Genomic DNA, 25,347 nt, shown 5'->3' with positions numbered 1-25,347 from the left:
AGGACGGCTGGCCTACTGCCAGCCGTCTTTTTATTGTCCAAATACAAATCTTAAAGTCAAACCACCTGTAGTTGTCACTGTCGGACTCGAAGTCGACAACACCGGTATTGTTTGTTTCCTGGTATAATAAAATTTCAGGTTCATCCGCTTATTCAATACGTAATCGATACTCGGCGCTATACTGATTACTTTCTGTCCGGAAGTCGGTGTCGAAATACCTCCGTCCAGCTGGTTGTTGACCGATTTCTCATTCCTGTAACTTAAATCCAGTCGCATATTTAAGTCATTATCCAGTTTATGTGAACCATTTTTCCCTACTGCAAAAGGTAACTGCAAACCTTTCAACCTATACCCGCCACCTACAGTGATTTCCGCTGTCCGCGCCTCTACCAGCTGGTAATCCGTCAGGCTCAGACTCAATGATCTTGTGTGTTTATAATCTATATGCACATTCATATTGTTCTTCAGTGTCACGTCCACACCTAACAAAGGGGAGAGCTGCTCTATCATCGTTACATTCGGCACGGTATAGTAAGGTACGTAGTTGCCCGAAACAGAATCAATGAAACTCGGATTCCCCAGGGAGTTTATATCCATGTAACTGGAAGAGGTATTGTACGAGTTCATACTCAGGTTGCTCACATAAGCGTGATTCAGCGTCAGTGTTTGCACAAAATCGCTGAAAGGTGCCAGTTTGGCCAGACCATCATAGGTGATACGCCAGTTGGGCAATGGAATGATATTCCTGAACGGGTTACTCCTGATCTTATCCAAACCTGAAGTGGCTATCAATCCCACCTTATTCGGATCCTGCCCGGTATAAGCCGCAATGAAAGAAGAGATCAGTACATTCTGCTCATACCTGCCATAACCATACATGTAAGCATTGTCGCTGGTATCGTAGGTAGGCAGGGACGCGTCCCGTGTATAAGGGTTCTTTGACCAGTACCGCTTTGATAAGATGGCTCTGTACCTCCTGAAATTTGTAAACGCTTTGGCTAGTCCACCCTTCATAAACAAGGTCTTCAGCATGATAGTGGTAACCTGGAAACCACCTGTTTCATACCCATCCAGGTGCTCATAGTTGCCAACACCATACCTGTCCTTGAAGGTTTCAGAATGATTCTTACTGAATGTCTTCGTCAGACTCATATCAATTCTTAAACCAGGCACAGGTTCTAACTGCGCCTGTACCTGCAGGTTTTGTGAGAACTGCTGGATGAGCTGATTATTGAAGAGGGTATCCGCCGAGATCAAACCCTTTGCCGCCTTTTTGTCGAACCAGTTTTTATCAGGCTGATACCCGAATACAAACGCCAGTCCCGGTTCCATACTTCGCCAGTTCATACCCAGTGCCTGGGTACTGTCCATCCATCCCGGCAAACTTGTATAGTTGTTTTCAGAGTAGTTGATATTGATCCGCCTGATGGCTAATATGGGTCTGAACAGTGACTTTACCAAAGGCGATAGCTCAGGCAGTTTTTCTTCTTTTTTAGCCGGCTGGTTCTTTGCATTAGTCGTTGGCTTAGCCGCTTGTTTTGTCGCCGTGACAGCTTTCAGGAACCTTGATTTATTATATAACTCCGTAAATTTAAACTCTGCCAGCACCGCGGTAACCTGTGTGTTTTCAATGGTATTTCCCTGGATGCGGTTGGAAAGCGAAGCCGCCGTCCATTTATACTGCGCCGTATATTGTACGGCAAAGTTTGTCCAGCTCAGGATCGGGATTTTGGATAAAGGCAGGGTATAGGTAGCATTGAAAGTCTGGAAGTAATTGGTATTACGACCCAGTTTCAGGAAATTGTTCCATACAGTATCACGTTTGGCAGAGGAGTTCAGTCGTCCGGTTGGTTCGTCAATACGGGCATTGTTGGTAGCTGTCAGGTCTAAGCTCAGGCTACGTGTCAGGTCCCACTTTAAGCCATAGTAACGGTCAAAGGTGAAGTACTTGTTGTACGTCTCCGTCAGTTTATAATTACTCCCTACATTCCGGAGCTGAGTCGCGCTGAATTGCCGTGTCAGGTCTGCCCGGAAACTGATCATCGAAGGCAGTGGATTTACATTGATGTCTTTAAATAACTTCATCCAGGGCGATTTGCTTTTGATGGTCTTTTTGAATGGTTCCCAGAATTTATTGGTACCTGTAAAATTATATCCGAGCACCCCTCTGTTCTTGGTCAATTCATAATTCTCGGTTGTAGGACTATGCATCTTAGTACCGGTATACGCATAAGTGATGTCAAAGTTCTCCAGGCTCCAGGGTCTCAGCTTCTTTTTACCGTCACTCATCTTGCGCATATTGGTCACGTTAAAACTGGTGGTTGTGGTGGCATCTTCTGCCTGTGCCCTGATAGAGTCTCTTTCGTGTTTATTAGCCGCTAATTTTAGTTTTTCTTTCAGTTTGATGTCCAGGTCAAAAGGATCCCATTCAGGCATGCTGGTGGTCTTAGATTGCCCAATATAGAGGGGAACCATCAGCTTTGCCCTTTTAGGAAGTAGTTTACCCATATCCAGGCTCAAAGAAGCATCGTAAGAGACGAGGTTGTCCTGCGCGCGTTCATTCACACTTTGGTTCACCGCTCCCCAGCCAGCGGTGTGCATCGTACTGGTCACGGCCAGTTGACCGAGGTCGGCGAGCTGCATATTCAGTCTTCCTGTAGCGGCATAACCTCCTTTCTCATCCAGCCCTGTCAATCGCAGTTCATCGAACCAGACCTCTGCATTTTTAGTCAGTCCGTCATCCAGGGGATTGTAAACGGCGATCATCATCCCTTCTACATCACCCAGGTTCGGATTACCGATTACCCCGATCACATTCCCGTTGGCCAGTGTTTTTTCATACAGGGTCGCCGTTGAGGCACCGGCATTGTTACGGGTTTGCTTCAGGGTACTGAAATCGGTCAGGGTGATATCGATATTATTCGCCGTAGGCCAGATGGCAGCCTGCGAGGTAGATCCAAAGGCTGTTTTTGTAAGCGGAATACGGTATTCGTAGAAGTTTTCAGTATAATCACTCCCTATGCGGATCACTGCCTGCAGGTCCTTATCCTTTAAACTATTATCGTCGTCCACGGCTTCTTCGTGTACGAACATCTGCAGTTTCTTGTACCTGCGCAGGTCCATACCCAGTGTTTTGTATACTGCTCTTGACTTGCCATCCTGCAGTTTATCCAGCTGTAAGGAGAGAGATTGTTCGTTCATCAGCAGGGTCGTATTGCTGGTGCTGAGGGTACTCTCACGCTGTAAGCCCGGGGGCAGTACGTAGTTGATAGGAGTACGGGAGGCGTTTTCCTCGATATTGACGGAGGTCGTATTGAAAGTGGTTGCATCGTCCGTAGTTACCAGGTCGCCGGAGCCTGTTTGCAACTCATAGCTGTACTGTCTCCACTGGTTCCTGACCAGTTGCAGTTTGCCGAAACGTAGCACAACTGAGTCAGAGAAGTTCGTGAGAAACATGCGCATGAACTGGATAGACTTGAAGTCAGCAATGCCCCCGATCGCTGCATTATATTGTTCGATCGGAATCTTGAACTGGTACCAGGTTTCGGTGCCGGTGCTGCCGTTGGTATAGGATACATTCGCGGATACCTTGTCCACGATATAGTTCTGGCCAATTTCCATGTTAGGAGTCAAATGTACCCTGTACTGGAAATAGGCTTCCGTTTCATTCATGGTGTTGTCAAAGTTCAGGTCTTCGGACTCCGGGATATTAGTGGCAGCAGTGGAATACGTGGAACCGCTGGTAGTGGCGGGAGAGTTGCCATCTGCCATAGCGTAGCGTTTATAACGCGCCAGGATCCCGTATTTCTCCTTATCATAATCGTCTCCCCTGTAGTGATGATAGTTGTCGTTTGAGGGGTCAGCCAGGGCTTGGGTATATACCTCTGCGCTTACACCAAAGTTGGTACGCAACTGGTTCAGGAAGTGTGTACGATAAGCCACTTCGTCTGCATTACGCAGACCATCATAGCCTACGTCCTGGTATTCCCTTACACTTTCGTCATTGTCAAAAGCGCGTGTGAGCTGCGTGGAATAATTAGGTGTATGCCCCCAGGTACTGGAATCGTAGTTAAGCGTGGTACTGGGTACCTTCATCCCGTTTTCAAAAAACTTATAGGAGTCTTTCAGCACATCTTCGGAAACCGCACCGAGGTTGAAATACAGATCACCACCAGTACTGGTCGTGTTATTGATGAAGGGATCCTGTACCCAGAATTCGATATACTGGATATTTGAAGTTTCAAAGTCCGTATTATCCAGGGCACGCATGATACCGCCCCAGTGTTTCTTCGGGTTATTCAGGGTACCATCTGCATTGACTTCCGTACGGCTGGCTTCAAAGTTATATGGACCACGCTCTTTTGGATAATAAGCCAGGTCAAGCGTAGTGAGCTGGGTAGAAGTATAATCCGTAGAGAGGTTCGGGAAAATCTCTTTTTGATACACGATCCGCGTGCGGGGATCTGACTGATCATTTTTGTCAATCCCTGCGGGCTGGCTGGATGTACTGTTTACCTGCAGGGTAGGTTCAATGATATACCAGGAGAGCAGGGACCTGTTCTTACCATAATCGACAGAATCACCCAGCGTAGCTTCGGGAAACAGGATATTGCCTGAGCTATCTGTCGCACCTGCCGGTGTAGATGCCAGTGCCCAGCTGCTACTCGGTGTCTTCAGGTCGTAGTTGCTTTCTGTCCCTTCAAAGTCATCGATGTATACCTGTCCTTCGCTGGAACCAAAGGCGTTGATCAGTTTACTATGACCCGGGAATAAACGGGCTACCTCACCTGTCAGGCTAATCGTGGAGGGCGACCTGGTATTATAGTTAGGTAGCTTATTCAGTAAGCGGGAGAGTCCTTTCCATTCAGAGTTGTAGTTACCGTCCAGACCTACAACCGTGTTATTGATGGGGTCCTCGCCATAACTCACTTTGTTGGTATAAGGGCGTTCACTCATGTGTACGATGGTGGAACCGATGTTCAGCTTCTCATTGACTGCATAGTCAAAGCGTGTACCGAGATAGTTACGTACCTGTTGTCCGTACAAACCACTATTTTCAAAAGAGACGTTGATAGTAGTACCTGCACTGAGAATACCATCATTGATGATCTTTACTCTCCCCAGGTTATAGTCTACCGTATAGTCGATATTCTCCACGAGCGTTTTACCGCCTGCGGTTACGGTAACCGAACCGGAAGGAATGTTATAGGCATTCAAAGAAACCTCAGAGGAACTACCTGCTTTATAACTGCCTTTGATGACAAACCTGTTGAGGGAGGAGTACTGTTGCGCCGCGGTTTTAGTAGTGTCGTACAATTTGGTAAACAGGTATTGCTTTTCCAGCGCTGCGTCTCCTCCAAAAGCTTTGGCCAGGTCCTTACCAAAAGGCTCCAGTACAGGAAAGATCAGTTTACCATTGCTTACATCTACAGTATAACCGCTTACAAAGTCAAACACACCATCCGGTTGCGGATCATTATTGCTATTCAGGTTGTCCAGGTTAAGAATGGTAATGATCGGTGCACCGCTATAGGTCCCGACAGCATCCGGCAAATAACGTCTGGGGCTGGCGGCGCGGGTATCGCTGCCCGGATCATTGTAATATACATCGGCAGAAAAATCACTGCTACTCAGCTGGTAACCACCCGTGGAATAAATGTTCTTCATCATCAGGTCCCAGATAGGCAGGATCGGGCGTGCTGCAGTAGCTTTCAGCATTTTCAGGAACAGCATGCGGCTGTTGTTATTGTTCGTCGCATCCGGTGGTACATCCTGCGCAAAATCACCCACCTTGTAAGTACGGCCATTGTAACTATATTCAAATGCCACAGCCAGCACCTGGTCTGCCTGTAAGGCACTGTTCAGGGAAATGTAACCGAGTTTTTTATTGAGGGTATATTCAGTACTATCCAGTTTACGTGCATAGGTCTTTTCATAATCCTGTACGGCAGAAAGACCATAGGATTGCAGTTGAGAGATGACAGTACTGGGCTGCCTGGCCGCATCGTCAGCAGAGAGTTTGCCATAGAGATCGTTGATACCGTTGTATGGCAGTTTACCACTGCTTACGACGTGTACGGCATTCGTATTATAAGGATTGTATTCTGCAAGGTCCATCAGGCCTACTACATTACGGGTATTGGTCGTAGTGCCAGTTTTGTTGGTTACCCATACTTCAATACGTGTAATGTTGGAAAGCGCACGGATATTAGGCAGGTTCCCCATCGCATAGTTGAAGGTGTCACGGAAAAACTGTGCCAGCAGGAAATTCTTATTTTCATCATACGCATCTGCCTTGATGGTGTAGCTGGTCGTCTGGTTACCTCCTTTCAGGGTCAGCGTCTGCTTCTGCGACTTCTGACTGGATAGCACGCTGGTCATAGTTAAGCGGCCGAATTGCAACTGGGTCTTTACGCCAAATAGTGATTGCATCCCGCTGATCAGGGTAGTAGGCAGCGGAAAGCTGACATTACCTGCTTCCATCTTTTTGATGATCTCATCATCATAACCGGTGTATTCCAGTTTGATCTGGTTTTCGAAATCATAAGTGGACTGGGAATTATAGTTGGTGATGATTTTTAGTTTGTCGCCGATCTTGCCAGTTACGTTCAGGTTGATATTCATATTCATGTCAAACCCGCCACTGCGGCGTGCATTCTCCGTCAATACAGGGTTGTTAATATACTGCCCTGCATAACCCATAGAGATCTCCAGGTAACCCTGTGGTTTGATATCAACTTTATTGCCACCGAATAATCTGTCGAAAAGTGTATTTGATTTTTTCAGTTCCACACCACTGCTTCTGTTCAGGTTCCCCAGTGTGGAGGCCCGTTTTATGAAATAGTCATTCTCACTTTTACGGGCCTGCATATTATAGAAATCCTGGAAACTCATAGACGTAGGATTCCTGTAATATTTATCACCAATTTTTTCGGAGATAATATATTCCTTTGTTGCAGGATCGTATTCTACATCGCGCTTTATACCTTTCGGATCTTTCAGGTCAATAGCGTTCTGCACAGGCTCTACGAGCTGTGGGGAATGCCTGTCCCTGATGGGATATTTTAAAGTATCCACAGAATCTTTCACGGGTATAACGGAGTCGTACGCAGCATGATCAGTAGTAGCGCTAATTGGATAGTAACTAACGCCTCTGGCTCCTCTTGCTGCTGAATCTACCATGAAAAAGGTCACTATGCTAAATACAGTTAGGGCAGCATAGTGCTTTCTAAGACGTTTTCTAAGGGATTTCTTCACGCGTTCTTTCTATAGCAGCAATTCGTAAATACCAATAAATACACGCCCGTATAGTCCGACTATACGAAAAGCGGCTTCGCTTCAAACGGGCGTTTTTACAGTACTATTGTTTGTTGGCTACAGACAGGAGAAAAGTATAGATGAAATGGTAAAGCAGATAGCCGAAGGGCAGGACAGCCCTGAATTTCACGCAAGATAGGGGAATTTGCTCTGGGAAAGCAGTAATCGCGCGTTTTTACTACGAACAGTTAAAATGTATAGATGAAAAGCAAAAGTCCGCCTTCAAAAAATACGGAAGACGGACTTTCATAAATTATTTTTTCCGGAAGTACAATGCCAGACTTCCTGCTAATAAGATCAACATCACTATATAACTCCCCAGTGATAATTTCACACCTGCATAATAGGCTTCCGGTGCAAAGATGAAAGTGATATTATGCTCTCCTGCCGGCACGGACATTCCTCTTAAAGCATAGTTGACCCTGCTATAAGGCGCTTCTTTTCCATCGATGTATGCTTTCCATCCCTGGCGGTAATACACCTCGGAAAACACGGCAAATTGAGGTGTTGCCGCCTTTGATTTATAGGCAATGGTGTCCTGGTGATTATAAAGTAATGAGATCGTGGCACTGGAATCAAACTGAAAATCTGCATTTACCAGCGGCTTGTATTGCTGATCGATCACCACCGTATCTTTCGGATGAAAGTTCGTCAACGCATTCATTTCCGCATCCGCATCCGGTACCCATTGAATCGCCTTTATAAACCAGGCATTGCCCAGTGCATCCGGATTCCGGTGCACAACCGGACCTTCCACACTATTCGTGATAATATACTTTGTATTCAGCATATTCAGCACCTGCATGTTGTTCTGACTAATCTGTCTTTCGATCAGGTCCTGGTACAATTGAAGTTTGGCAGCATGATAACCGCCCACACTCTTATGGAAATAAGAAGTCATCGCATCCTGGAATGGATTACGTGTCAGGTTGAAAACGCGGTAATATGGATCCTTATCCTGCAGGATCTGCTGGTCGGCAGGAGTGGCCTGGAAGGGCATGCTATATGAACCTGCATCCATAAAACTATCTTCATTCAGGTAACGCCTGTCTACCTGTATGAGATCGATCATTATTAAGAGCGTAATACCAATAGTGAGATACCTTGCCTGTAATTTCCCTTTTATAAAAAACCACAGCAGCCCAAAGGCAAATGCTGCGAAGAAAATGGAGCGGAACACATCTTTCCTGAATAAATCAGACCTGTCTGCTCTCGTTGCTGCCATCAGCTGGTCAGCTATTTCAGTATGTCCCTGGGCCTGTTGTACCAGCTGACTATGAAACTGATCGTCACTATGCGGGTTCGCATTGTCTCCACTGGCATTAGTATAGCGTGCACTGGTAGATGCCAGTAGTAACAATACCAGCAGGCCGCCCATGATATAGCCGGACCATTTCAGTTTTTGCAGCAATACCTCTTTTTTAATTTCGTTGCTGACCAGTTCCTGCAATGCCATCACCGCCAGTATGGCAAAGGATAATTGCGGAATGATCAAAGCCTGCGAAGGTGCGCGGAACTTATCATAAAATGGGAAATGATCGAACATGAAATAGTTGAACACTGCAAAGTTACTACCCCATGCCAGCAGGATGCCCAGCACAGAGATCCCAATGAGCCACCACTTATGCCAGGAACGGATGATGAACAATCCCAGTAATGCCAGCAAACAAACAACCACCCCCAGGTACACAGGTCCCGAAGTGCCCAGTATAGACTGATCGCCCCAATAGAGGTTCCAGCTGCTTACCATGCGTGCTGCCTGGTTAGGTGGCACACCAATATTGGTCAATGTTTTATAGGTCTGCGAATTTTCATCCAGTTTGCCATTGGAACTACCGCCGTAAATATCCGGGGCAATCAGGGTGAGTGTTTCAAACTTACCATAGCTCCATTGAAAAGCATATTCCTTTCCATCATGTTGCTCAGCAGTTTCACCCGGCAATGGACTTAATGGTGATTTACCCCCGCGGTTACTTTCTTTCGAATACTGGTAAGTCGTCCATAGGCTCACCGCATTGGAGGCCAATGAAAGACCAACAGCTAAAATTACCAGTAAACTACCCGTAATGAGATGACGAAATGCTTTTTCCCTGATGCAATGCACGGCATATGCAATGCCCACAATCGCCAGGATCAGGAAGAAATAATACGTCATCTGCAGGTGATTGGCAGCAATGAGGTAGGAGAGAGACAATGCCATGATACCCGTACCCGCCAGGTAACTTCGCCTTGTAATCAGTATCAGGCCTGCTATTACAGCCGGCAGGTACGCCAGCGCCACCATCTTGGTATCATGCCCCGTGGCGATGATAATAGGGGAATAACTGGCATAGGTATACGCTATCGCACCGGCAAATCCAATCCATGGGCGTGCACCAATAACCACGCAAAGGAGATAAAAACAAAGTGCGGAAAGAAAGAGTACATTGATAGGCTTGGGTAATCCCAAAGTCAGGATAGCAGGAATAGCACTATCGATGTGATAAGGAGATTCCATGGCCAGCTGAAATGTTGGCATACCGCCAAACATACTCGTGGTCCATAAGGGAGGAATGCCATGTTCTTTTTTATAGTCCATGGATTCTTTGGCCATCGCCTGCCACTGCACATTATCACTCTGACTGATGACCTTGTCTTCTAATACAGGTTTGCAATACAATACCGCCAGAACCAGCAATGCCACGATGGCTGCCAGGTGCGGCAACAGGGATTTAAACCAGTTGGGTTTCATAGCTGAAAATTAGCGTTGCGTGTTATTCCTCTTCTTCAGGATCGTTTTCAATATTACTGATATGTACTTTTGCGATACGATGCTGGTCCATCTTCACCACTTCCATTTTCAGGTTTTTCCATTTCAGGCTATCACCGCTCTGCGGGATCTTACCCAGTTTATCGAGAATAAAACCACCCAGGGTTACGAAATTAGTTACATTCACTCTTTGCTGGTCAGCATCCACGCCAATCAGCTCCAGGAACTCTACGAATGGCAGCTGACCGTCTACCAGCATACTACCGTCTTCATGGCGGACTACCTCGTATTCAAATTCATTTGTTTCAGAGATATCACCTACCAGTGCATCCACGATATCATTGATGGTCACAAGCCCCTTGATAGAACCAAATTCGTCTACCACCATCGCCTGGTAAATACGCTCTTTCTTGAAGAGTTCCAGCAACTGGTAAGTACGGTTATGCACTGTCACCACGAGCAGCTTGCGGCTCAGGGAGGAAAGGTTGGTAATAGCAGTGCTGAAGTTATCGCTCAGCAGGTCCTTGGAATAAATAAAACCGGTAGTATGATCCAGGTCGCCGTTTGCCAGCGGGTACATGGTATGTTTATGTTTCAGGATCTTGGCTTTATTTACTTCCGGACTATCCTGGATATCCAGCCAGACTACCTCATTGCGCGGAGTCATAAGGGTGGATACATGGCGGTCGCCCAGGTTGAACACATTTTGAATCAGGGCTTTCTCCGTCTCCTCAATCACGCCGCCCTGGTGGCTTTCGGCAATGATCACGCGGAGTTCTTCTTCCGAATGTATATCTTCATTTTCATGAACAGGTGTGATACCAATGATACGGAGAATCACATTGGCCAGGCCGTTCAGGATCCAGATGAATGGACGGAAAACGATGTAGAATAATTTGAGGGGCAATGCTACTGTAAAGGTAGTAGGCACTGGTTTGCGGATGGCGAGCGATTTGGGTGCCAGCTCACCAAACACAATGTGCAAAATGGTAATAGCGAGGAATGCGCAGCCAATCGCTACTTTCTGCGCTACACCTACATCAGGTTTAAAACCTATGGAGGTAAATAAATTGATGATCATTTCAGTCATCACCTTTTCACCTACCCAGCCAAGGCCCAGAGATGCGAGTGTGATACCTAATTGTGTTGCTGCCAGATAGCCGTCAAGATTGTTCAGGATGCCTTTGGCCACCGCAGATACGGTCTTATTACGCCCTGCATTGACTTCTATCTGCGAGGATCGGACCTTAACGATAGCAAATTCCGCTGCAACGAAAAAACCGTTCAACAGCACCAGGAAGATGGTAAAAAATATTTCTATGCTCATTATTGCGTGTCTTAATTATTTAATAGCAAATTAATCTTTTGTTTTTTTAGGTCTGTGTATGTCACCCCATTCAGAAATAATCTGTAACATAGGTTGGAGTGAAGCCCCGTCTTTGGTGAGTTCATATTCAACTCTGGGAGGCACTTCCGCATAAACAAGGCGGTTGATTAGCCCGTCCTTTTCCAGTTCTCTCAACTGCAGGACGAGAATTCTTTCAGATACATCAGGAATAGATTTTTTCAGTTCGCTGTACCGCAGCTTGCCATTCAACAGGCTCCACAGGATAGTCGGTTTCCATCGGCCGCCTATAACGTCCAGCGTATACGCCATGCCGCAGTTGTTGCTGATTTTATTCCTGTTCAATGTATTAGCAGAGCTTTCTTTTCTCATTACTTACATTTTTGTCAGTACTCTATAAAAATATCAGTACCCCCAAAGTTAAGATTTAACAGTTAAAGGAAAAAACTATTATGAAAGCGACTGTGCATCTACTGTTTTGTACAAGTCACAGGCCAAATTATTCAAATTAGTCCACTTGTTTTGTAGGAAAATCGTATTTTAGGTCATATAACCATTGAATATGCCCAGAATCGACCCGCTGCCACTATCAGAAACGCCTGAAGATGTTAAATCTGCATACACGGCGCATACTACTCAATACAATGCCCGGATTACAAATATGAAAGCAACCCTGGGCCGTTCTCTGCTGGCTTTTCAGGTGTATATGGACTGGTACCCCCTTTATGAGCAGATCAAAACATTTATTGGTAACCGCCCGGCATACCTCTTTGCATATACGGTGTCAGTGGGAAGTAACTGCCCCCTTTGCACCACCTTTTTCCGCAAAATAATCATCGATCATGGGGAAGTGCCGGAAGACCTGAAATTCTCCGGAAATGAGCAGCTATTGATGGATTTTGGAAGCGCTATCGCCCGGGAACAAGGCAGAATTCCCGATGAATTGTTCGAAAAGATCGCAAAACTATATACCTCACAACAAATTGTGGAACTTGTGGCCTTTGCCGGCCAGATGATCGCCACCAATGTTTTTAACAACGTGCTGGAAACAGACATTGACGAATACCTCTCTTCCTATGGCAAATAAAGTTGCATTTATTACCGGTGCCGCCCACGGTCAGGGCAGGGCTACCGCATTAGCCCTGGCGGCAGAAGGCGTGCACATTGCCGCTGTAGACCTGGCAAAACCCTTGGCCTACCCCGGTTATGCCCTCGGTACCCCGGATGAACTCAATTCCCTGGCTACAGACGTGAAAGCCTTAGGTGCCGACTGCCTCACTTTTACTGCGGATGTGCGGGATAATATTGCCATCAAAGCCGCCGTCGATGCCACTTACCGGCACTTTGGACAGATCGATATCCTCTTTAACAACGCCGGTATCTGCGCCTATGGCCTTGCCCACGAAATGCCGGAAGAAGAATGGGATGCCATGATCGATATCAATCTGAAAGGTGCCTGGATCGTTGGCAGGCACGTAATTCCTGTTATGATTGGGCAAAAATCAGGCGTAATTATTAATAATTCTTCCATCGCAGGCCTGCGTGGCATGAACCGCCTTAGCCATTATGCCGCTTCGAAATGGGGGCTGACAGGCCTCACCAAATCCTGGGCTATAGAACTGGCCCCCCATAATATCAGGGTCGTATCTATCCATCCTACTGGTGTCAATACTCCTATGAATGATGGCCTGGCTGCACTGGAAGGCGCTACCCCGCAGGAAATTGCCGAACGCTCCGCCGGCAACCTCATAGACGTTCCCTGGGTAGAGCCCTCCGATGTGGCGAATATGGTGGTCTTCCTCGCTTCAGATAAGGCCCGCTATGTCACCGGCGCACAGTTCGTACTGGATGCCGGATTGTTAACCAGATAAATCCCGCTATGCGCAGAAATTATAGCTCCATAGGCTGGCTGCTCGCAGCAATCATCCTGGGTAGCCTGGCAGGTATTTACTACGGTGAACGGGTGGCAGTCATCAAATCATTAGGCGATCTGTTCCTGAATTTTTTGTTTACCGCCGTCATTCCCATGGTGTTCTTTGCCGTCGCCGATGCAGTGGCCCGCCTTCATACGGCCAGGATCGTGACTGCATTATTAGCCGTCTTTGCATGCACTGTAAGTATCGCAACAATTGTTACGATTGTTATCATTTCTATATTCCCCGTTACCCATCAAATCCCACACCTGGCTGCCATGGCCACACCTGTAGCCGAAACCCCGGGAGAGCAGCTGGTACATTTGCTCACCGTCGAAGAGTTTTACGAATTGTTGTCCCGCAGGAACATGCTGGCAATGCTGGGATTTTCCATCCTCCTTGGGATCGCCGCCCGCAAAGCAGGGGAGAGCGGCACTGCATTCAGGGCATTCCTGCACTCGGCCAATGAAGTGATGAAACAGTTGCTGGCATATATTATGAAACTCGCCCCACTGGGCCTGGGGGCTTATTTCGCATACCAAAGCGGCATCGCCGGCCCCGAATCTTTGGAAGCTACGCCCATGCACTACTCACCGGGCATCTGGTCGCCTTTGGCTACTACCTTTTATTCTTTTCCTGCTACGCATTCATTGCCGGTGGCTGGAATGCGGTAGGCCGGTACTGGAAAAATAATTTCTTACCCTCTGCCATGGCCCTGGGCACCTGTAGTAGTGTAGCCACCATTCCGGCGAACAGGGAGGCTGCTGGTAAAATGGGCATTTCGCCCCTGGTGGCCGATATGACTATTCCCCTGGGAGCAGCGCTGCACAAGGAGGGCTCTGCCATTGCAGCCGTAATCAAAATCGCCGTTGCCTTTGCCCTCGTCAGCCGTCCTGTCACCGGCACAGATACCTGGATCCTCGCCTTCGTTATCGCATTGCTGGTAAGTATCATTGAGGGGGGGATCCCCAATGGAGGCTACGTAGGTCAGATGCTCATCGTAAGTACCTATCACCTGCCTATGGAAGTATTGCCGGTAATCATGATCATCGGTACCCTGCTGGATCCTGTCGCCACCCTGCTCAATGCCACAGGCGATACCGCCGCCGGCCTGCTCATCGATAAATGGTTAGTAAAAGTTGAAAAAAAGTAATAGCTTAACCAGCTAATTAACCATTTTACGTTATGATTAAACAGGTCACTATTGCTTTTTTTATTTTTTGTTGTTTACCTGGTACACGACTCCTGGCACAGGAACGATTTACTGTCAGCACAGATCATTTGCAACTGGAATTTGAAGTGGATGGGAAAGGCCACTTATTGCAAAAATATTTCGGTCCCAGGCTCGCCGATGGTGGTGAGCAACTCCGCCCTGTAGAACGCTGGGAGGCCTATACGCCCGCAGGCACCAACAATCTGTTTGAACCGGCTATACAGGTTACTCATTCCGATGGCAACCCTTCGCTTGAACTCTTATACAATACCCGCAGCACCGTAAAGACGGACGACAACGTAACTGCCACTACCATCACCCTGCGTGATCCGAAATATCCTTTTACCGTATTACTGCATGTCAATACCTATACAAAAGAAGATGTTTTCAAAGTATGGACAGAGATCAGTCATAAAGAAAAAGGCGCTGTCGTACTGGCCAATTTCGCATCGTCCATTCTCCATTTCAACGCACATAAATACTACCTCACCAATTTCCATGGTGACTGGGCAGAAGAAATGAAAATGGATGAAAATGAACTGACCAGTGGCATCAAAATACTCGATTCCAAACTGGGTACCCGTGCAGATATGTACCAGATGCCCTTCTATATGGTTTCTTTAGATGAACCTTCTACTGAAACACATGGTGCTGTTATGGCAGGCACCCTGGCCTGGACGGGCAACTTCCGCTTTGCATTTGAAGTAGATGAACTGAACATGCTGCGCGTGATTTCCGGTATGAACACCTACGCTTCCCAATACAAATTACAGCCTGATCAAAACTTCGAAACGCCTGCATTCATCTTTTCTTACAGTGATAATGGCCGCGGTACCATCAGCCGCAACTTCCATCGCTGGGGTGCTAAGTATGGTGTGATCGATGGCGATCAACCACGTACCGTTTTACTGAATAACTGGGAAGCGACCGGTTTTGATTTCAATGAAGAAAAACTCACTGCCCTGTTCGATGATGCACATAAATTAGGTGCTGACTTGTTCTTATTGGACGATGGCTGGTTTGGTAACAAATACCCACGCAACGCAGATAATGCTGGCCTGGGCGACTGGCAGGAAATGACAGCCAAACTGCCCCATGGCCTGGGCTACCTCGTAAAAACAGCGGAAGAAAAAAAGGTGAAATTCGGCATCTGGCTCGAACCCGAAATGGTAAACCCTGCCAGTGACCTGTACCACCAGCATCCTGACTGGATCCTCAAACTGCCTAACAGAAGTGAGGACTACTTCCGTAACCAGCTGGTCCTGGATCTCATAAATCCTAAAGTACAGGACTTCGTCTACAACATTGTTGATCATATGATGACTACAAATCCCGGCATTGCCTACATCAAATGGGATTGTAACCGTATGATCACAAATGCATATTCTCCTTACCTGAAAGACAACCAGTCTGCCCTGTATATCGAATATACCCGCAGCCTGTACCAGGTGCTGAAACGCATACGTAGTAAGTATCCGCACCTGGCCATTATGCTCTGCTCCGGCGGCGGTGGCAGGGTGGACTATGGTGGTCTCCAATACTTCACAGAGTTCTGGGCAAGTGATAACACAGATCCGTTTGAAAGAGTATTTATCCAATGGGGCTATTCTTATTTCTTCCCTTCATTCACTGTGGCAGACCACGTAACCTCATGGGGCAAACAATCCCTGAAGTTCCGCACCGATGTTGCCATGATGGGCAGACTGGGATATGACATCAACCTGGATAAATTCACTCCCGATGAATGGACATTCAGTCAGCAGGCAGTAGCAAATTATAAACGCCTGCAACCTGTACTGGCACATGGTGACCTGTACCGCCTCATCTCTCCTTACCAGGAAAACAGGGCAGTGCTCATGTATGTGGATCCTGCAAAATCCAAATCCGTATTATTCGCTTATAACCTCCATACACGTTTCGGTGAAAACTTCACACCGGTGAAGTTACAGGGCTTAGATCCCCAAAGACAATACAGGGTGACGGAAATCAACCTGAAGCCCGGCGAAGAATCTCATTTATATGAACACAATAAGATATTTTCGGGTGACTATCTCATGAAAGCGGGTATCAATGTATCCGGTCATGAGCCATTATCCAGCAAAGTATTGGAAATTGTGGCTGAATGAAATTAAGCTTCCTGATATTATTTTTCTGTTACTGTACTAAGCTGTTGATGGCACAAAATATAGTGCCGAATGCCAGTTTTGAAGAAGTAAATATCTGCACGGAATACATAGCGCCCTGCGCTCCCTGCGGGTGGATGGCCGTTGCACCTGAGATGATCAAAATGAAATATCTCTGCAACGGAGCCGCTTTGCAGGGGCAGCACTATGTATCCCTCCTGCAGGAAGGACCGGTAGAAAATCCGGATTCCAGGGTCTATATTCAAACCCGCCTCCTCTGTGCCCTGCAAAAAGGACAGGCCTATAAGATCAGGGTCTATATGAATACGGAGAATTATCCTTTACGGATAGGACTCCGTTTTGATACAGCGTTTATCTTTAGTGAAAACGCTGGTTGCCTGTCGCAATCAGTCAGCGTGGAACTCAATGAGGTGGACCAGCAAAAGAAACTCTGGCATACTAAAATGCCCTGGTACATCCTGGAGAAGACCTATGTGGCACCTAACAATGCCACTCACCTGATCCTGGGCAATTTCAAAGCACCAATCCGCAAAAATGGTTTTTCGGGCTATAGCAATGCACAGCTGCTCATAGATAGCATTAGTATCACACCCGTCAATGAACAATTGCCCATGTGCCCGGATACTGCGGCCACCCGCGCTGCACTCTATGCCGAACATCACAGGCATACCATCCCTGAAAACCTGACCCCCGGCCGCACTGTGGTGCATACCTTGAACGGAACGCATGAAGGATGCGATACCCTGATCCTGAAAGATGACCTGTTTAACCAGGACCATACCACCATCAGTGAGCGATATAAACAACAGATCAACGAGGCATTGAAAAACTACAGGGGAGATACAAGCATGCGTATTAAACTCGTAGGCCACGCCTGGCAGGCAGCTTCTGAAGAATACAATAAGATTATATCTTACGATAAAGCGAAGGCCGTAGCCACTTTCCTGGTATATAATGAAGGCTACAGCTTTGATGATTTCCAGATCAGCGGAGAAGGGAAGAGCAATCCAAGATATGACACATCAGCAGGTGGCGGAGATAACAACAGGGTAGAGATGATCCTTTGCCATGTAACAGCCCCGCCCGTACTTATAGTAAAGAAACCTGTGCCGCCACCCGATACCCTCGTCATACCTGACATCTTGTTCAAGTTTAACAGCAGTGAGTTAAATCCGGCGCTGCATACAGCACTTGATAGTTTGATGAAAAAAATCCCCGGCGATGGAAGTGTACAATTGCAGGTGACAGGGCATACTGACAATGCGGGCAATGATGATTATAATTACAATTTATCATTGCGTAGAGCGAATGCCGTAGCCACCTATATGCAACAATATGGTGTGGGGAACGATATACGCCAGATCAGTGGTGCGGGTGAATCACAGCCGGTTGCAGATAATAAAACACCAGAGGGAAGGAGAAAAAACAGGAGAGTAGAAATCATCATTTTTCATACCACAGATTGAGGTGCACCCGGTCACCCGTTCAAACAAACGCTTCCGCCGAAGGTGGAAGCGTTTGTTTGTAAAATATATTTCCTACATTTAAAGAGAAACCAGAATCAATCGCCTAAGGAAGATTTGTCTAACTCAATCATCTGTACAGATACATTGTTCACCTAAAATTCAGCTTATGCAATTTTTGTCATGGCTGATGCTACTGTTATGCATCACCTCGATTTCCCTTGCACAGCAGGGAAAATCCGTACACGGCACTGTCACCGCCGGGGATAATAAACAAGCACTGGAAAGAGTCGTCATCATTGAAAAGAGCACCCAGAATCACGCCTACACTGATGCGGCAGGATCTTACACGATCACTTTAAAAAACAACAACGCCACACTCATCTTTAGTTATGTGGGTTACACCACACAGGAAATACCTGTAGGCGATCAGGCTGCTATAGATGTTGTAATGCAGACATCTCAAAAAGACCTTAGCGAAGTCGTTGTCACCGCCTTTGGTGTGAAGAAGGAAAAACGGGCCCTTGGCTACACCATTCAGCAGGTAGACAATGCAGACCTGAATGTAAACCGCCAGCCCAATGTAGTCAATGCACTGCAAGGCAAAGTAGCAGGTGTGCAGATCACCAGTACCGGCGGCGGCCCGGGGCAAAGTTCCCGTATCATCATTCGCGGCATCAACTCCCTCGCCGGCGATAGAAACAATCAACCCCTCTTTATCATAGACGGTGTGGAAATAGACAATAGCACCTACACCACCGGCGGTGCCGAAACCCGTGGCATGAGTAACCGCGCTTCAGACATCAACCCCGATGATATCGACAATATTTCTGTACTGAGAGGTGGCGCTGCTACCGCCCTTTATGGTATTCGTGCTGCCAATGGTGCAATCATCATCACCACCAAATCCGCAAAGGCCGGCAAGATCAAGGTCTCCTACAATGGCATGTACGGCTTTGACCAGGTAAACAAAACCCCCGATGTGCAATCTACCTACACACAGGGTTACCTGGGCGTATACGATGCTGCCAGCTTCTGGCCCACCTGGGGACCCACCGTCGCCGAAGCCAGGCAGGAAGATCCTACGCACCCGGCTACACTCTATAATAACTATAAGCAGGCATTCCGGACCGGCATGCAAACCCGGCATACCCTCAGCCTGGGCGGTGGTACCGAAGCCGCACAGGTAATGGGTTCCGTGTCTTATTTCAAACAGAATGGTGTCATCCCCTTTAGCGACTACACCAGTTACAATGCCCGCCTGAACGCCACCTTCAAAATCAGTGATAAGGTGACTGCCGGGGCTTCTCTCAATTACATCAATTCCGGCGGCAACAGGGTGAACTCCGATCGTTATGGCGAACAAATTATCTACTGGGCACCCCGCTGGAATATGAAAGATTACCTGAAGCCGGACGGCACCCAACAAACTTATAGCAGTGGTACAAACAACCCCATTTACACCCTCTCAACCAATAAATTCAAAGACAATGTCAACAGGGCAATAGCCAGCGCCTATATCACTTACAAACCCATAGACTGGTTAAATTTCTCTTACCGCTTCGGAAATGATTTCTATACCGACGGCCGTACACATACAGCCCCCGGGCCATTGGGTGTAGTGGATGAAGCACCCAACCTCGATGACAATGCCTATGGTTTCATAGATGAATACAACCTGCGCAGCAGGAACCTTACATCCACACTGATGGCGAATTTCACAAAGACATTCAATGAGAAATTCTCGGTTGATTTCAAAGTCGGCCATGACCTTCGTGATCAACGGGTACGCAGAAGCAGCGTGGAAGGGGATACCCTCGTAGTGCCTGACCTCTTTTTACTGGGCAATGCCAAACGTGTGAAAGGGGACTCCTATATCCTCGACTATCGCAACTATGGCTACTTTGGCGACCTCACCCTGGGCTGGAAGAACCTGCTCTTCCTGGAACTTACAGGCAGAAATGACCTCACTTCTACCTTGTCCCGCGATAACCGCAGTTACTTCTATCCAAGCGCCAGCCTTAGCTATATCTTCTCTGATATGTTCAAACTACCGGGATGGTGGAGTTATGGAAAACTGAAACTCTCTTATGCACAAATCGGTAAAGACGGCGATGCATATGCGATTACCAATGGCTTTGAAACCGGTGATCCTATCGGCACCACAGTGCCTTTTTACCAGAGCAGGACATTGGGCAATGCCAATCTCCGTCCGGAGTTTACCAATACCAGTGAGATCGGCACGGAACTCCGTTTCCTGGACAACCGCTTAGGACTGGAAGTAAATGCTTACCAGCAAAAGAGTAAGGATCTGCTGGTACCCGTATACGTTTCCAATGCAACGGGCTATGACCAGGCCTATGTAAATGCAGGTGAGATTAATAATAAAGGACTGGAAGTAACAGTCACGGCAATGCCGGTACGCAGCAAGGACTTTGGCTGGGATTTCAAGATCAATTTCTCTACCAATAGAAACAGGGTGATCAAGCTGAATGAACAACAGGGAGCCGAACTAAAAGAGATCGTGATCTCCAGCCAGTATGGTTACCTCAGTTCAACAGTTACCAGCAAACTGGTGCCCGGTATGGCCTATGGTGCACTCTATGGCCGTAGTTACAAACGCTACTATCCCAAAGATGATGATGATGGTGTGACCTTGCGTAAAGACCTGCCATTGCTGATCGGGGCAAATGGTTTCCCCATCCTGGACGATGTCACCAATCAGCGCTACCTGGGCAGTACCCTGCCTAAGTGGATGGCTAGCACCCTGCAGACCTTCCGCTACAAAAACTTTACACTTTCATTATTGCTGGATGTGAGACAGGGGCAGTACAAGTATAACCAGCTTTCCAATTTCCTCGCCGCTTTCGGAGAATCAAAGATTACGGAAAACAGGAACCAGACAATCGTGTTTGACGGCGTGCTGGCAGATGGTACCCGGAACCAGAAAGCTGTTTACCTCGGCCAAAGCACAGGCCCTGACGGTATCGATTATGGAGCCGGTTATTATAGGAATTACTACCGGGGTGCCAGTGACAAGTTCATTGAAAATGCTTCCTGGATCCGCCTCCGTTCAGCAGGCCTGTCTTATACCCTGCCTGCCGGCTGGCTGAAACCCACCCATACTATTTCAGGGGCTACCGTTTCATTTACGGGCAATAACCTCTGGCTGCATACAAAGTATACAGGCTTCGATCCTGAAACGAGTTCTGCCGCCGCCAGCAGTAATGGGGCTGATAGCTTTGCGGGTTTTACATACCCTGCCACACGGAGTTTTTTGTTTAGTGTAAACCTTCAATTCTAAAGTCATGAAACGAGTATATATCTTCCTGATGCTCACCATTACAGCCTGCTCCAAAGGCTACCTGGATGTCAATCAGACCAATCCAAATCAAACCACTCATCCACCTATCAACGGGCTCCTGGCAGAAGTCACCTACCAGACAGGTGTCAATGTCTTCAACGTAGCCAATATCACGTCATATTATGTACAACAGCTGGCTTCGCCCAATGCCAGCAGCGCCACTGATGTGTATGATGATATAGATGCCAGCAGTACCTGGAAGAATATCTACCTTACAATTGAAGACATCCGGCAGATGGAAGCCCTGGCTGCGGCGAAAAACGCCTATCAGCACATGGGTGTAGGTCAGATCCTGGAGGCTTACAACATGAGTATGCTGATAGATCTTTGGGGAGATGCGCCTTATTCCCAGGCATGGCAGGGAGCAACCTACCTTACACCCGCTTATGACAAAGGTGAAGCCATTTACGATACCTGCTTATTGCTCATAGAAAAGGGAATCGCTGCGCTCAACCAGGCTGACCCACTCATTACCCTGGATGCGGAAAACGACCTGGTACATGGCGGTTCAGCCGCAGCCTGGATCAAAACTGCTTATACCCTCAAGGCACGCTTACTCAATCGCCTAAGCAAACAGGCAAACTATGATCCTGCTGCCGTATTGGCTGCCCTGGAAAATGGATATATCAGCAATAGTGACGATGCTGCCATCACCCGTTTTGAAAGCCTGAGCCTCTGGAATGAAGTCGCCGTAGGCAATGCCAGCGGTAACCTGGATGGCTGGCTTAGTGCCACCTTTATCAATGCCCTGAATGGCACCACTTATGGCATTTTTGATCCCCGTCTGCCGCTGATCACCGATACGACCCGGTATGGTGATTACAGGGGCACAGTAAATGGGGCAGGCCGCGTAGGCTCCGGAACAGACAAGGGGCAGTGCTACCTCTCCGTAAACGGGTATTATAGTAAATCAGGGGCTCCTTTACTGTTGCTGACCTATGCAGAAGCCAGGTTCATAGCTGCCGAAGCTTACTATGACACAGATCCGGCAAAGGCCTACCAGGCTTACCTGGATGGGATAGGAGCCAATATGGATAAAGTGGGCGTGTCTGCGGCTGACAAGGCAGCCTATCTGGCACAATTACCAGCATTCTCCAGGGATCTTATCTTCAAAGAGAAATATGTGGCCCTGTTCCTGCAGCCGGAGTGCTGGACAGATGCCCGGAGGTATGATTACAAATACAAAGATTTTAAATTACCAGCGAATGCGCTATTGAGTACGTTTATCAGGAGGGTGAGTTATCCGGCCTCTGAGACCAGCCGGAATGCGGCAAATGTGCCGGAGGTAAATAATTTGGCAGATTTTCTCTGGTGGGATAAGTAAGCGGAACCCGGAAAGCAGCGGGGTCTTCGGCTCCGCTGTTTTTTATCCGGATAATACAATTCGGCTTCATATCAGGAAAACGTCATTCTTCTTCATATCCGGAAAACGTCATTCTACTTCTTATCCGGATAACGTCATTCTCCTTCATATCCGGAAAATGTCATTCTCCTTCTTATCCGGATACCGTCATTCTCCTTTATATCCGGATAACGCAATCTCCTTCATATCCAGATAACACAATTCTTTATTCAATAACCTTCCCGTCTTGCCTTTTACGCCGACAACCTTCCATCCGCTGCCGGATTCGCCACCGGTATCGTAGCAAAAAAGGTCGTTCCCTTACCCGGCACACTCTCAAACCACAGCTCCCCATGCTGCAAAGCCTGCAATTCCTTACAAAGCACCAATCCCAATCCAATCCCTTTCTCATTGTTCGTTCCAAAGGTAGACTGCGTCTTCAGCGAGAAGATCTCATCCTTATGCGAACTATCGATGCCAATCCCATTGTCCGTCACCATCAGCTGGCAAATACCATCCTTCACATTCAGGCTGATCTTTACCTGCCCATTATTAGGTGTGAACTTAATCGCATTATTAACGAGGTTCCTGATAATCAGTTCCAGCATATTGTTATCCGCCGTCACATACACCGCCGGGTCAATTTTCGAGGTCAGCGTCACATGCTTCTTATCTGCCAGAATCTGTTGAATCGCCAATACCCTTTGTACCACATCGTATACATGTACGGGTGATAGGCGAACGCCCCGCCCATCCATCTGCATCTTGGACCAGGTAAGGAGGTTCGTGAGCATATTAGAAGTATTCTTGGTCATTGTCAGCAGCTCATCGCCCAGCATTTTGCGCTCCTCTTCGGACAATTCATATTCTGCAATCAGGTGCAGGGTCGTAATAATAGAATTAAGCGGACTTTGCAGGTCGTGCGCAATGATAGAGAAAAGCTTATCCTTTTTCTGGTTCAGCTGTTCAAGGTTAGCATTCTGGATATCGATCTTGTCCGCCCGGTCTTCCGCATTCTTCTTCTCCCTGTTATAGTTGTTACGCAGATAATTGGTGATCAGGAAAGTGCAGGTCAACGTCACAAAATAGCTCGATGCAAGATCAATATACCTGTTCTGGGCACTCTTGTAACTATCCTCAATCCAGCTGGGTTGCAGGTATTCTTTCGTGAGCAGGGCGATGGGGATGACCAGGTGCAGGGTCGCCCAGAGCCAGTGTTGTTTTCGGGGACTAAATGCAATCAGCAGATTGAATGTCAGGAAAAACAGCAGCAGCGCAGGGCCATGACTGCCGGAGTTCAGATAATAGGTAGCCGTCAGGGTGATATAGCTGACAATCACATAAGCCAGCATACTCACATTGTAAATGCGTTTAAACCTGGAAAGCCAGAGAAAGAAAATCTGCAGGATCAGCAACACCAGTACGATAATCCATATCGCAGTGAGGCCCAGCCACATATTGAATGGCAACAGTACAGTAAGGAGTGCCAATGTAATGACACTGATGGAGTTGAAAGCACGGTTCTCCAGCGTGAACTCCGCCGGATCTCCCACTACCTTATCCCACAAGTTGGTAAGTTTACGCAATACATTTCGCAAGAGTGAGTCTTTATTAGTTAGTCATTGTCCCTCGATAGTGCCCAACAAAGGTCGGGGATGCAAATTAAATATGTTATAACACGAAAATGTGATAGTAGTTGTAATACTCACCAATTATTTTATTGGAATGATATTCGCAGTTACTCACCTAAACAACATTTTATGAAAAATATACTGATAGCAGGCGTTATGGCCATTGCTATATCCCTGCCCAGCCTCACTTCTGCCCAATCCAAAAGCGATGAGAAAAAAGCAGCTATTACAAACCTGATAAACACCCAGACATATGTATTTACAGCCCAGTCTTCAATGCCTCCAGGGCCTTCGCCTGACAGGCAGCTGAATGGCAATTATGATCTCACCGTAACGAAGGACTCTGTGATCAGTTATCTGCCTTATTTTGGCCGGGCCTATACAGCGCCCATGGATCCATCAAAAGGAGGTATCCAGTTTACATCCACAAAGTTTGATTACAAGTTGACTGAGAAGAAGAAAGGTGGATGGACAATTGTAATTAAACCAAAGGATACGAACGAAGCAAGTCAACTGATCCTGAATGTATCAACAGGAGGCTATAGCACATTGCAGGTAATAGGGATCAACAGGCAGCCAATTTTGTTTAATGGATATGTTGATGCAAGAAAATTGAAGAAATAGGTAGCCAAAAAATGTAAGAAAGCGAAGAAACAGGAAATGTAAGAAAGCGAAGAAACAGGAAATGTAAGAAAGCGAAGAAACAGGAAATGTAAGAAAGCGAAGAAACAGGAAATGTAAGAAAGCGAAGAAACAGGAAATGTAAGAAAGCGAAGAAACAGGAAATGTAAGAAAGCGAAGAAACAGGAAATATAGGAAAGTGAAGAAACAGGAAATATAGGAAAGTGAATAAAAAAAATGCAGGA

General features: G+C 47.1%; 12 protein-coding genes and 1 pseudogene. 8 read left to right on the top strand and 5 right to left on the bottom strand.

Features of this window, described 5'->3' with window-relative positions; all coding sequences use genetic code 11:
* Positions 1-30: 30 nt before the first annotated feature.
* The 4 genes from sov to DXN04_RS20780 all read right to left on the bottom strand — a co-directional run bounded on the left by sov (position 31) and on the right by DXN04_RS20780 (position 11,783).
* A complete protein-coding gene (gene sov, locus DXN04_RS20795; protein ID WP_233525649.1) occupies positions 31-7,257 on the bottom strand; it encodes a T9SS outer membrane translocon Sov/SprA in 7,227 nt (2,408 codons plus the stop codon).
* A gap of 313 nt (positions 7,258-7,570) precedes the next feature.
* Positions 7,571-10,048 (bottom strand): YfhO family protein, encoded by a 2,478-nt coding sequence (locus tag DXN04_RS20790; protein WP_116855323.1) that lies wholly within the window; start codon positions 10,046-10,048, stop codon positions 7,571-7,573.
* Between the two features lie 22 nt (positions 10,049-10,070).
* Positions 10,071-11,393 carry a hemolysin family protein gene (locus DXN04_RS20785; RefSeq protein WP_116855322.1) on the bottom strand — a complete coding sequence of 441 codons (1,323 nt, stop codon included), beginning with the start codon at positions 11,391-11,393 and terminating at the stop codon, positions 10,071-10,073.
* Positions 11,394-11,423: 30 nt separating this feature from the next.
* On the bottom strand, positions 11,424-11,783 hold the full coding sequence (locus DXN04_RS20780; protein WP_116855321.1) for a winged helix-turn-helix transcriptional regulator: 360 nt from the start codon (positions 11,781-11,783) through the stop codon (positions 11,424-11,426).
* Positions 11,784-11,973: 190 nt separating this feature from the next.
* On the opposite strand from DXN04_RS20780, the gene DXN04_RS20775 reads away from it, so the two are divergent.
* The 7 genes and pseudogenes from DXN04_RS20775 (at position 11,974) to DXN04_RS20745 (ending at position 22,832) form a co-directional block, all read left to right on the top strand.
* The gene (locus DXN04_RS20775; protein ID WP_116855320.1) at positions 11,974-12,498 is read left to right on the top strand and encodes a carboxymuconolactone decarboxylase family protein; all 525 of its coding nucleotides are present in this window, start codon (positions 11,974-11,976) and stop codon (positions 12,496-12,498) included.
* The gene (locus DXN04_RS20770) at positions 12,488-13,282 is read left to right on the top strand and encodes a mycofactocin-coupled SDR family oxidoreductase (protein ID WP_116855319.1); all 795 of its coding nucleotides are present in this window, start codon (positions 12,488-12,490) and stop codon (positions 13,280-13,282) included. The genes DXN04_RS20775 and DXN04_RS20770 overlap by 11 nt, the downstream gene beginning before the upstream one ends.
* Positions 13,283-13,290: 8 nt before the next feature.
* Positions 13,291-14,477, top strand: a pseudogene (locus DXN04_RS35830) (dicarboxylate/amino acid:cation symporter).
* Positions 14,478-14,509: 32 nt separating this feature from the next.
* On the top strand, positions 14,510-16,663 hold the full coding sequence (locus tag DXN04_RS20760) for an alpha-galactosidase (RefSeq protein WP_116855318.1): 2,154 nt from the start codon (positions 14,510-14,512) through the stop codon (positions 16,661-16,663).
* 47 nt (positions 16,664-16,710) lie between these two features.
* Positions 16,711-18,147 carry an OmpA family protein gene (locus DXN04_RS20755; RefSeq protein WP_158569095.1) on the top strand — a complete coding sequence of 479 codons (1,437 nt, stop codon included), beginning with the start codon at positions 16,711-16,713 and terminating at the stop codon, positions 18,145-18,147.
* Between the two features lie 166 nt (positions 18,148-18,313).
* On the top strand, positions 18,314-21,448 hold the full coding sequence (locus tag DXN04_RS20750; RefSeq protein ID WP_233525647.1) for a SusC/RagA family TonB-linked outer membrane protein: 3,135 nt from the start codon (positions 18,314-18,316) through the stop codon (positions 21,446-21,448).
* A gap of 4 nt (positions 21,449-21,452) precedes the next feature.
* Positions 21,453-22,832, top strand: coding sequence for a SusD/RagB family nutrient-binding outer membrane lipoprotein (locus DXN04_RS20745; protein WP_116855315.1), 1,380 nt, complete (start codon positions 21,453-21,455; stop codon positions 22,830-22,832).
* A 272-nt stretch (positions 22,833-23,104) separates the two neighbouring features.
* Here the strand turns inward: DXN04_RS20745 and DXN04_RS20740 are convergent, their stop codons facing one another.
* A complete protein-coding gene (locus DXN04_RS20740) occupies positions 23,105-24,448 on the bottom strand; it encodes a sensor histidine kinase (RefSeq protein ID WP_147320010.1) in 1,344 nt (447 codons plus the stop codon).
* Positions 24,449-24,610: 162 nt separating this feature from the next.
* Between DXN04_RS20740 and DXN04_RS20735 the strand changes: the two genes are divergently transcribed.
* A complete protein-coding gene (locus DXN04_RS20735) occupies positions 24,611-25,105 on the top strand; it encodes a DUF4251 domain-containing protein (protein WP_116855313.1) in 495 nt (164 codons plus the stop codon).
* Positions 25,106-25,347 lie beyond the last annotated feature (242 nt).

This window comes from Chitinophaga silvisoli, from assembly GCF_003412465.1.
GTDB classification, from domain to species: Bacteria; Bacteroidota; Bacteroidia; order Chitinophagales; family Chitinophagaceae; genus Chitinophaga; species Chitinophaga silvisoli.
The sequence above is the reverse complement of the archived record's forward strand: the minus strand, read 5'-3'. Positions and strand labels throughout refer to the sequence as shown.

What these genes read in the sequence shown, in the direction of transcription:
- DXN04_RS20760 (WP_116855318.1), top strand. Translation starts at nt 14,510, where the DNA reads ATGATTAAACAGGTCACTATTGCTTTTTTTATTTTTTGTTGTTTACCT.
- DXN04_RS20785 (WP_116855322.1), bottom strand. Translation starts at nt 11,393, where the DNA reads ATGAGCATAGAAATATTTTTTACCATCTTCCTGGTGCTGTTGAACGGT.
- DXN04_RS20755 (WP_158569095.1), top strand. Translation starts at nt 16,711, where the DNA reads ATGGCACAAAATATAGTGCCGAATGCCAGTTTTGAAGAAGTAAATATC.
- DXN04_RS20775 (WP_116855320.1), top strand. Translation starts at nt 11,974, where the DNA reads ATGCCCAGAATCGACCCGCTGCCACTATCAGAAACGCCTGAAGATGTT.
- DXN04_RS20790 (WP_116855323.1), bottom strand. Translation starts at nt 10,048, where the DNA reads ATGAAACCCAACTGGTTTAAATCCCTGTTGCCGCACCTGGCAGCCATC.
- DXN04_RS20745 (WP_116855315.1), top strand. Translation starts at nt 21,453, where the DNA reads ATGAAACGAGTATATATCTTCCTGATGCTCACCATTACAGCCTGCTCC.
- DXN04_RS20770 (WP_116855319.1), top strand. Translation starts at nt 12,488, where the DNA reads ATGGCAAATAAAGTTGCATTTATTACCGGTGCCGCCCACGGTCAGGGC.
- DXN04_RS20750 (WP_233525647.1), top strand. Translation starts at nt 18,314, where the DNA reads ATGCAATTTTTGTCATGGCTGATGCTACTGTTATGCATCACCTCGATT.
- DXN04_RS20735 (WP_116855313.1), top strand. Translation starts at nt 24,611, where the DNA reads ATGAAAAATATACTGATAGCAGGCGTTATGGCCATTGCTATATCCCTG.
- DXN04_RS20780 (WP_116855321.1), bottom strand. Translation starts at nt 11,783, where the DNA reads ATGAGAAAAGAAAGCTCTGCTAATACATTGAACAGGAATAAAATCAGC.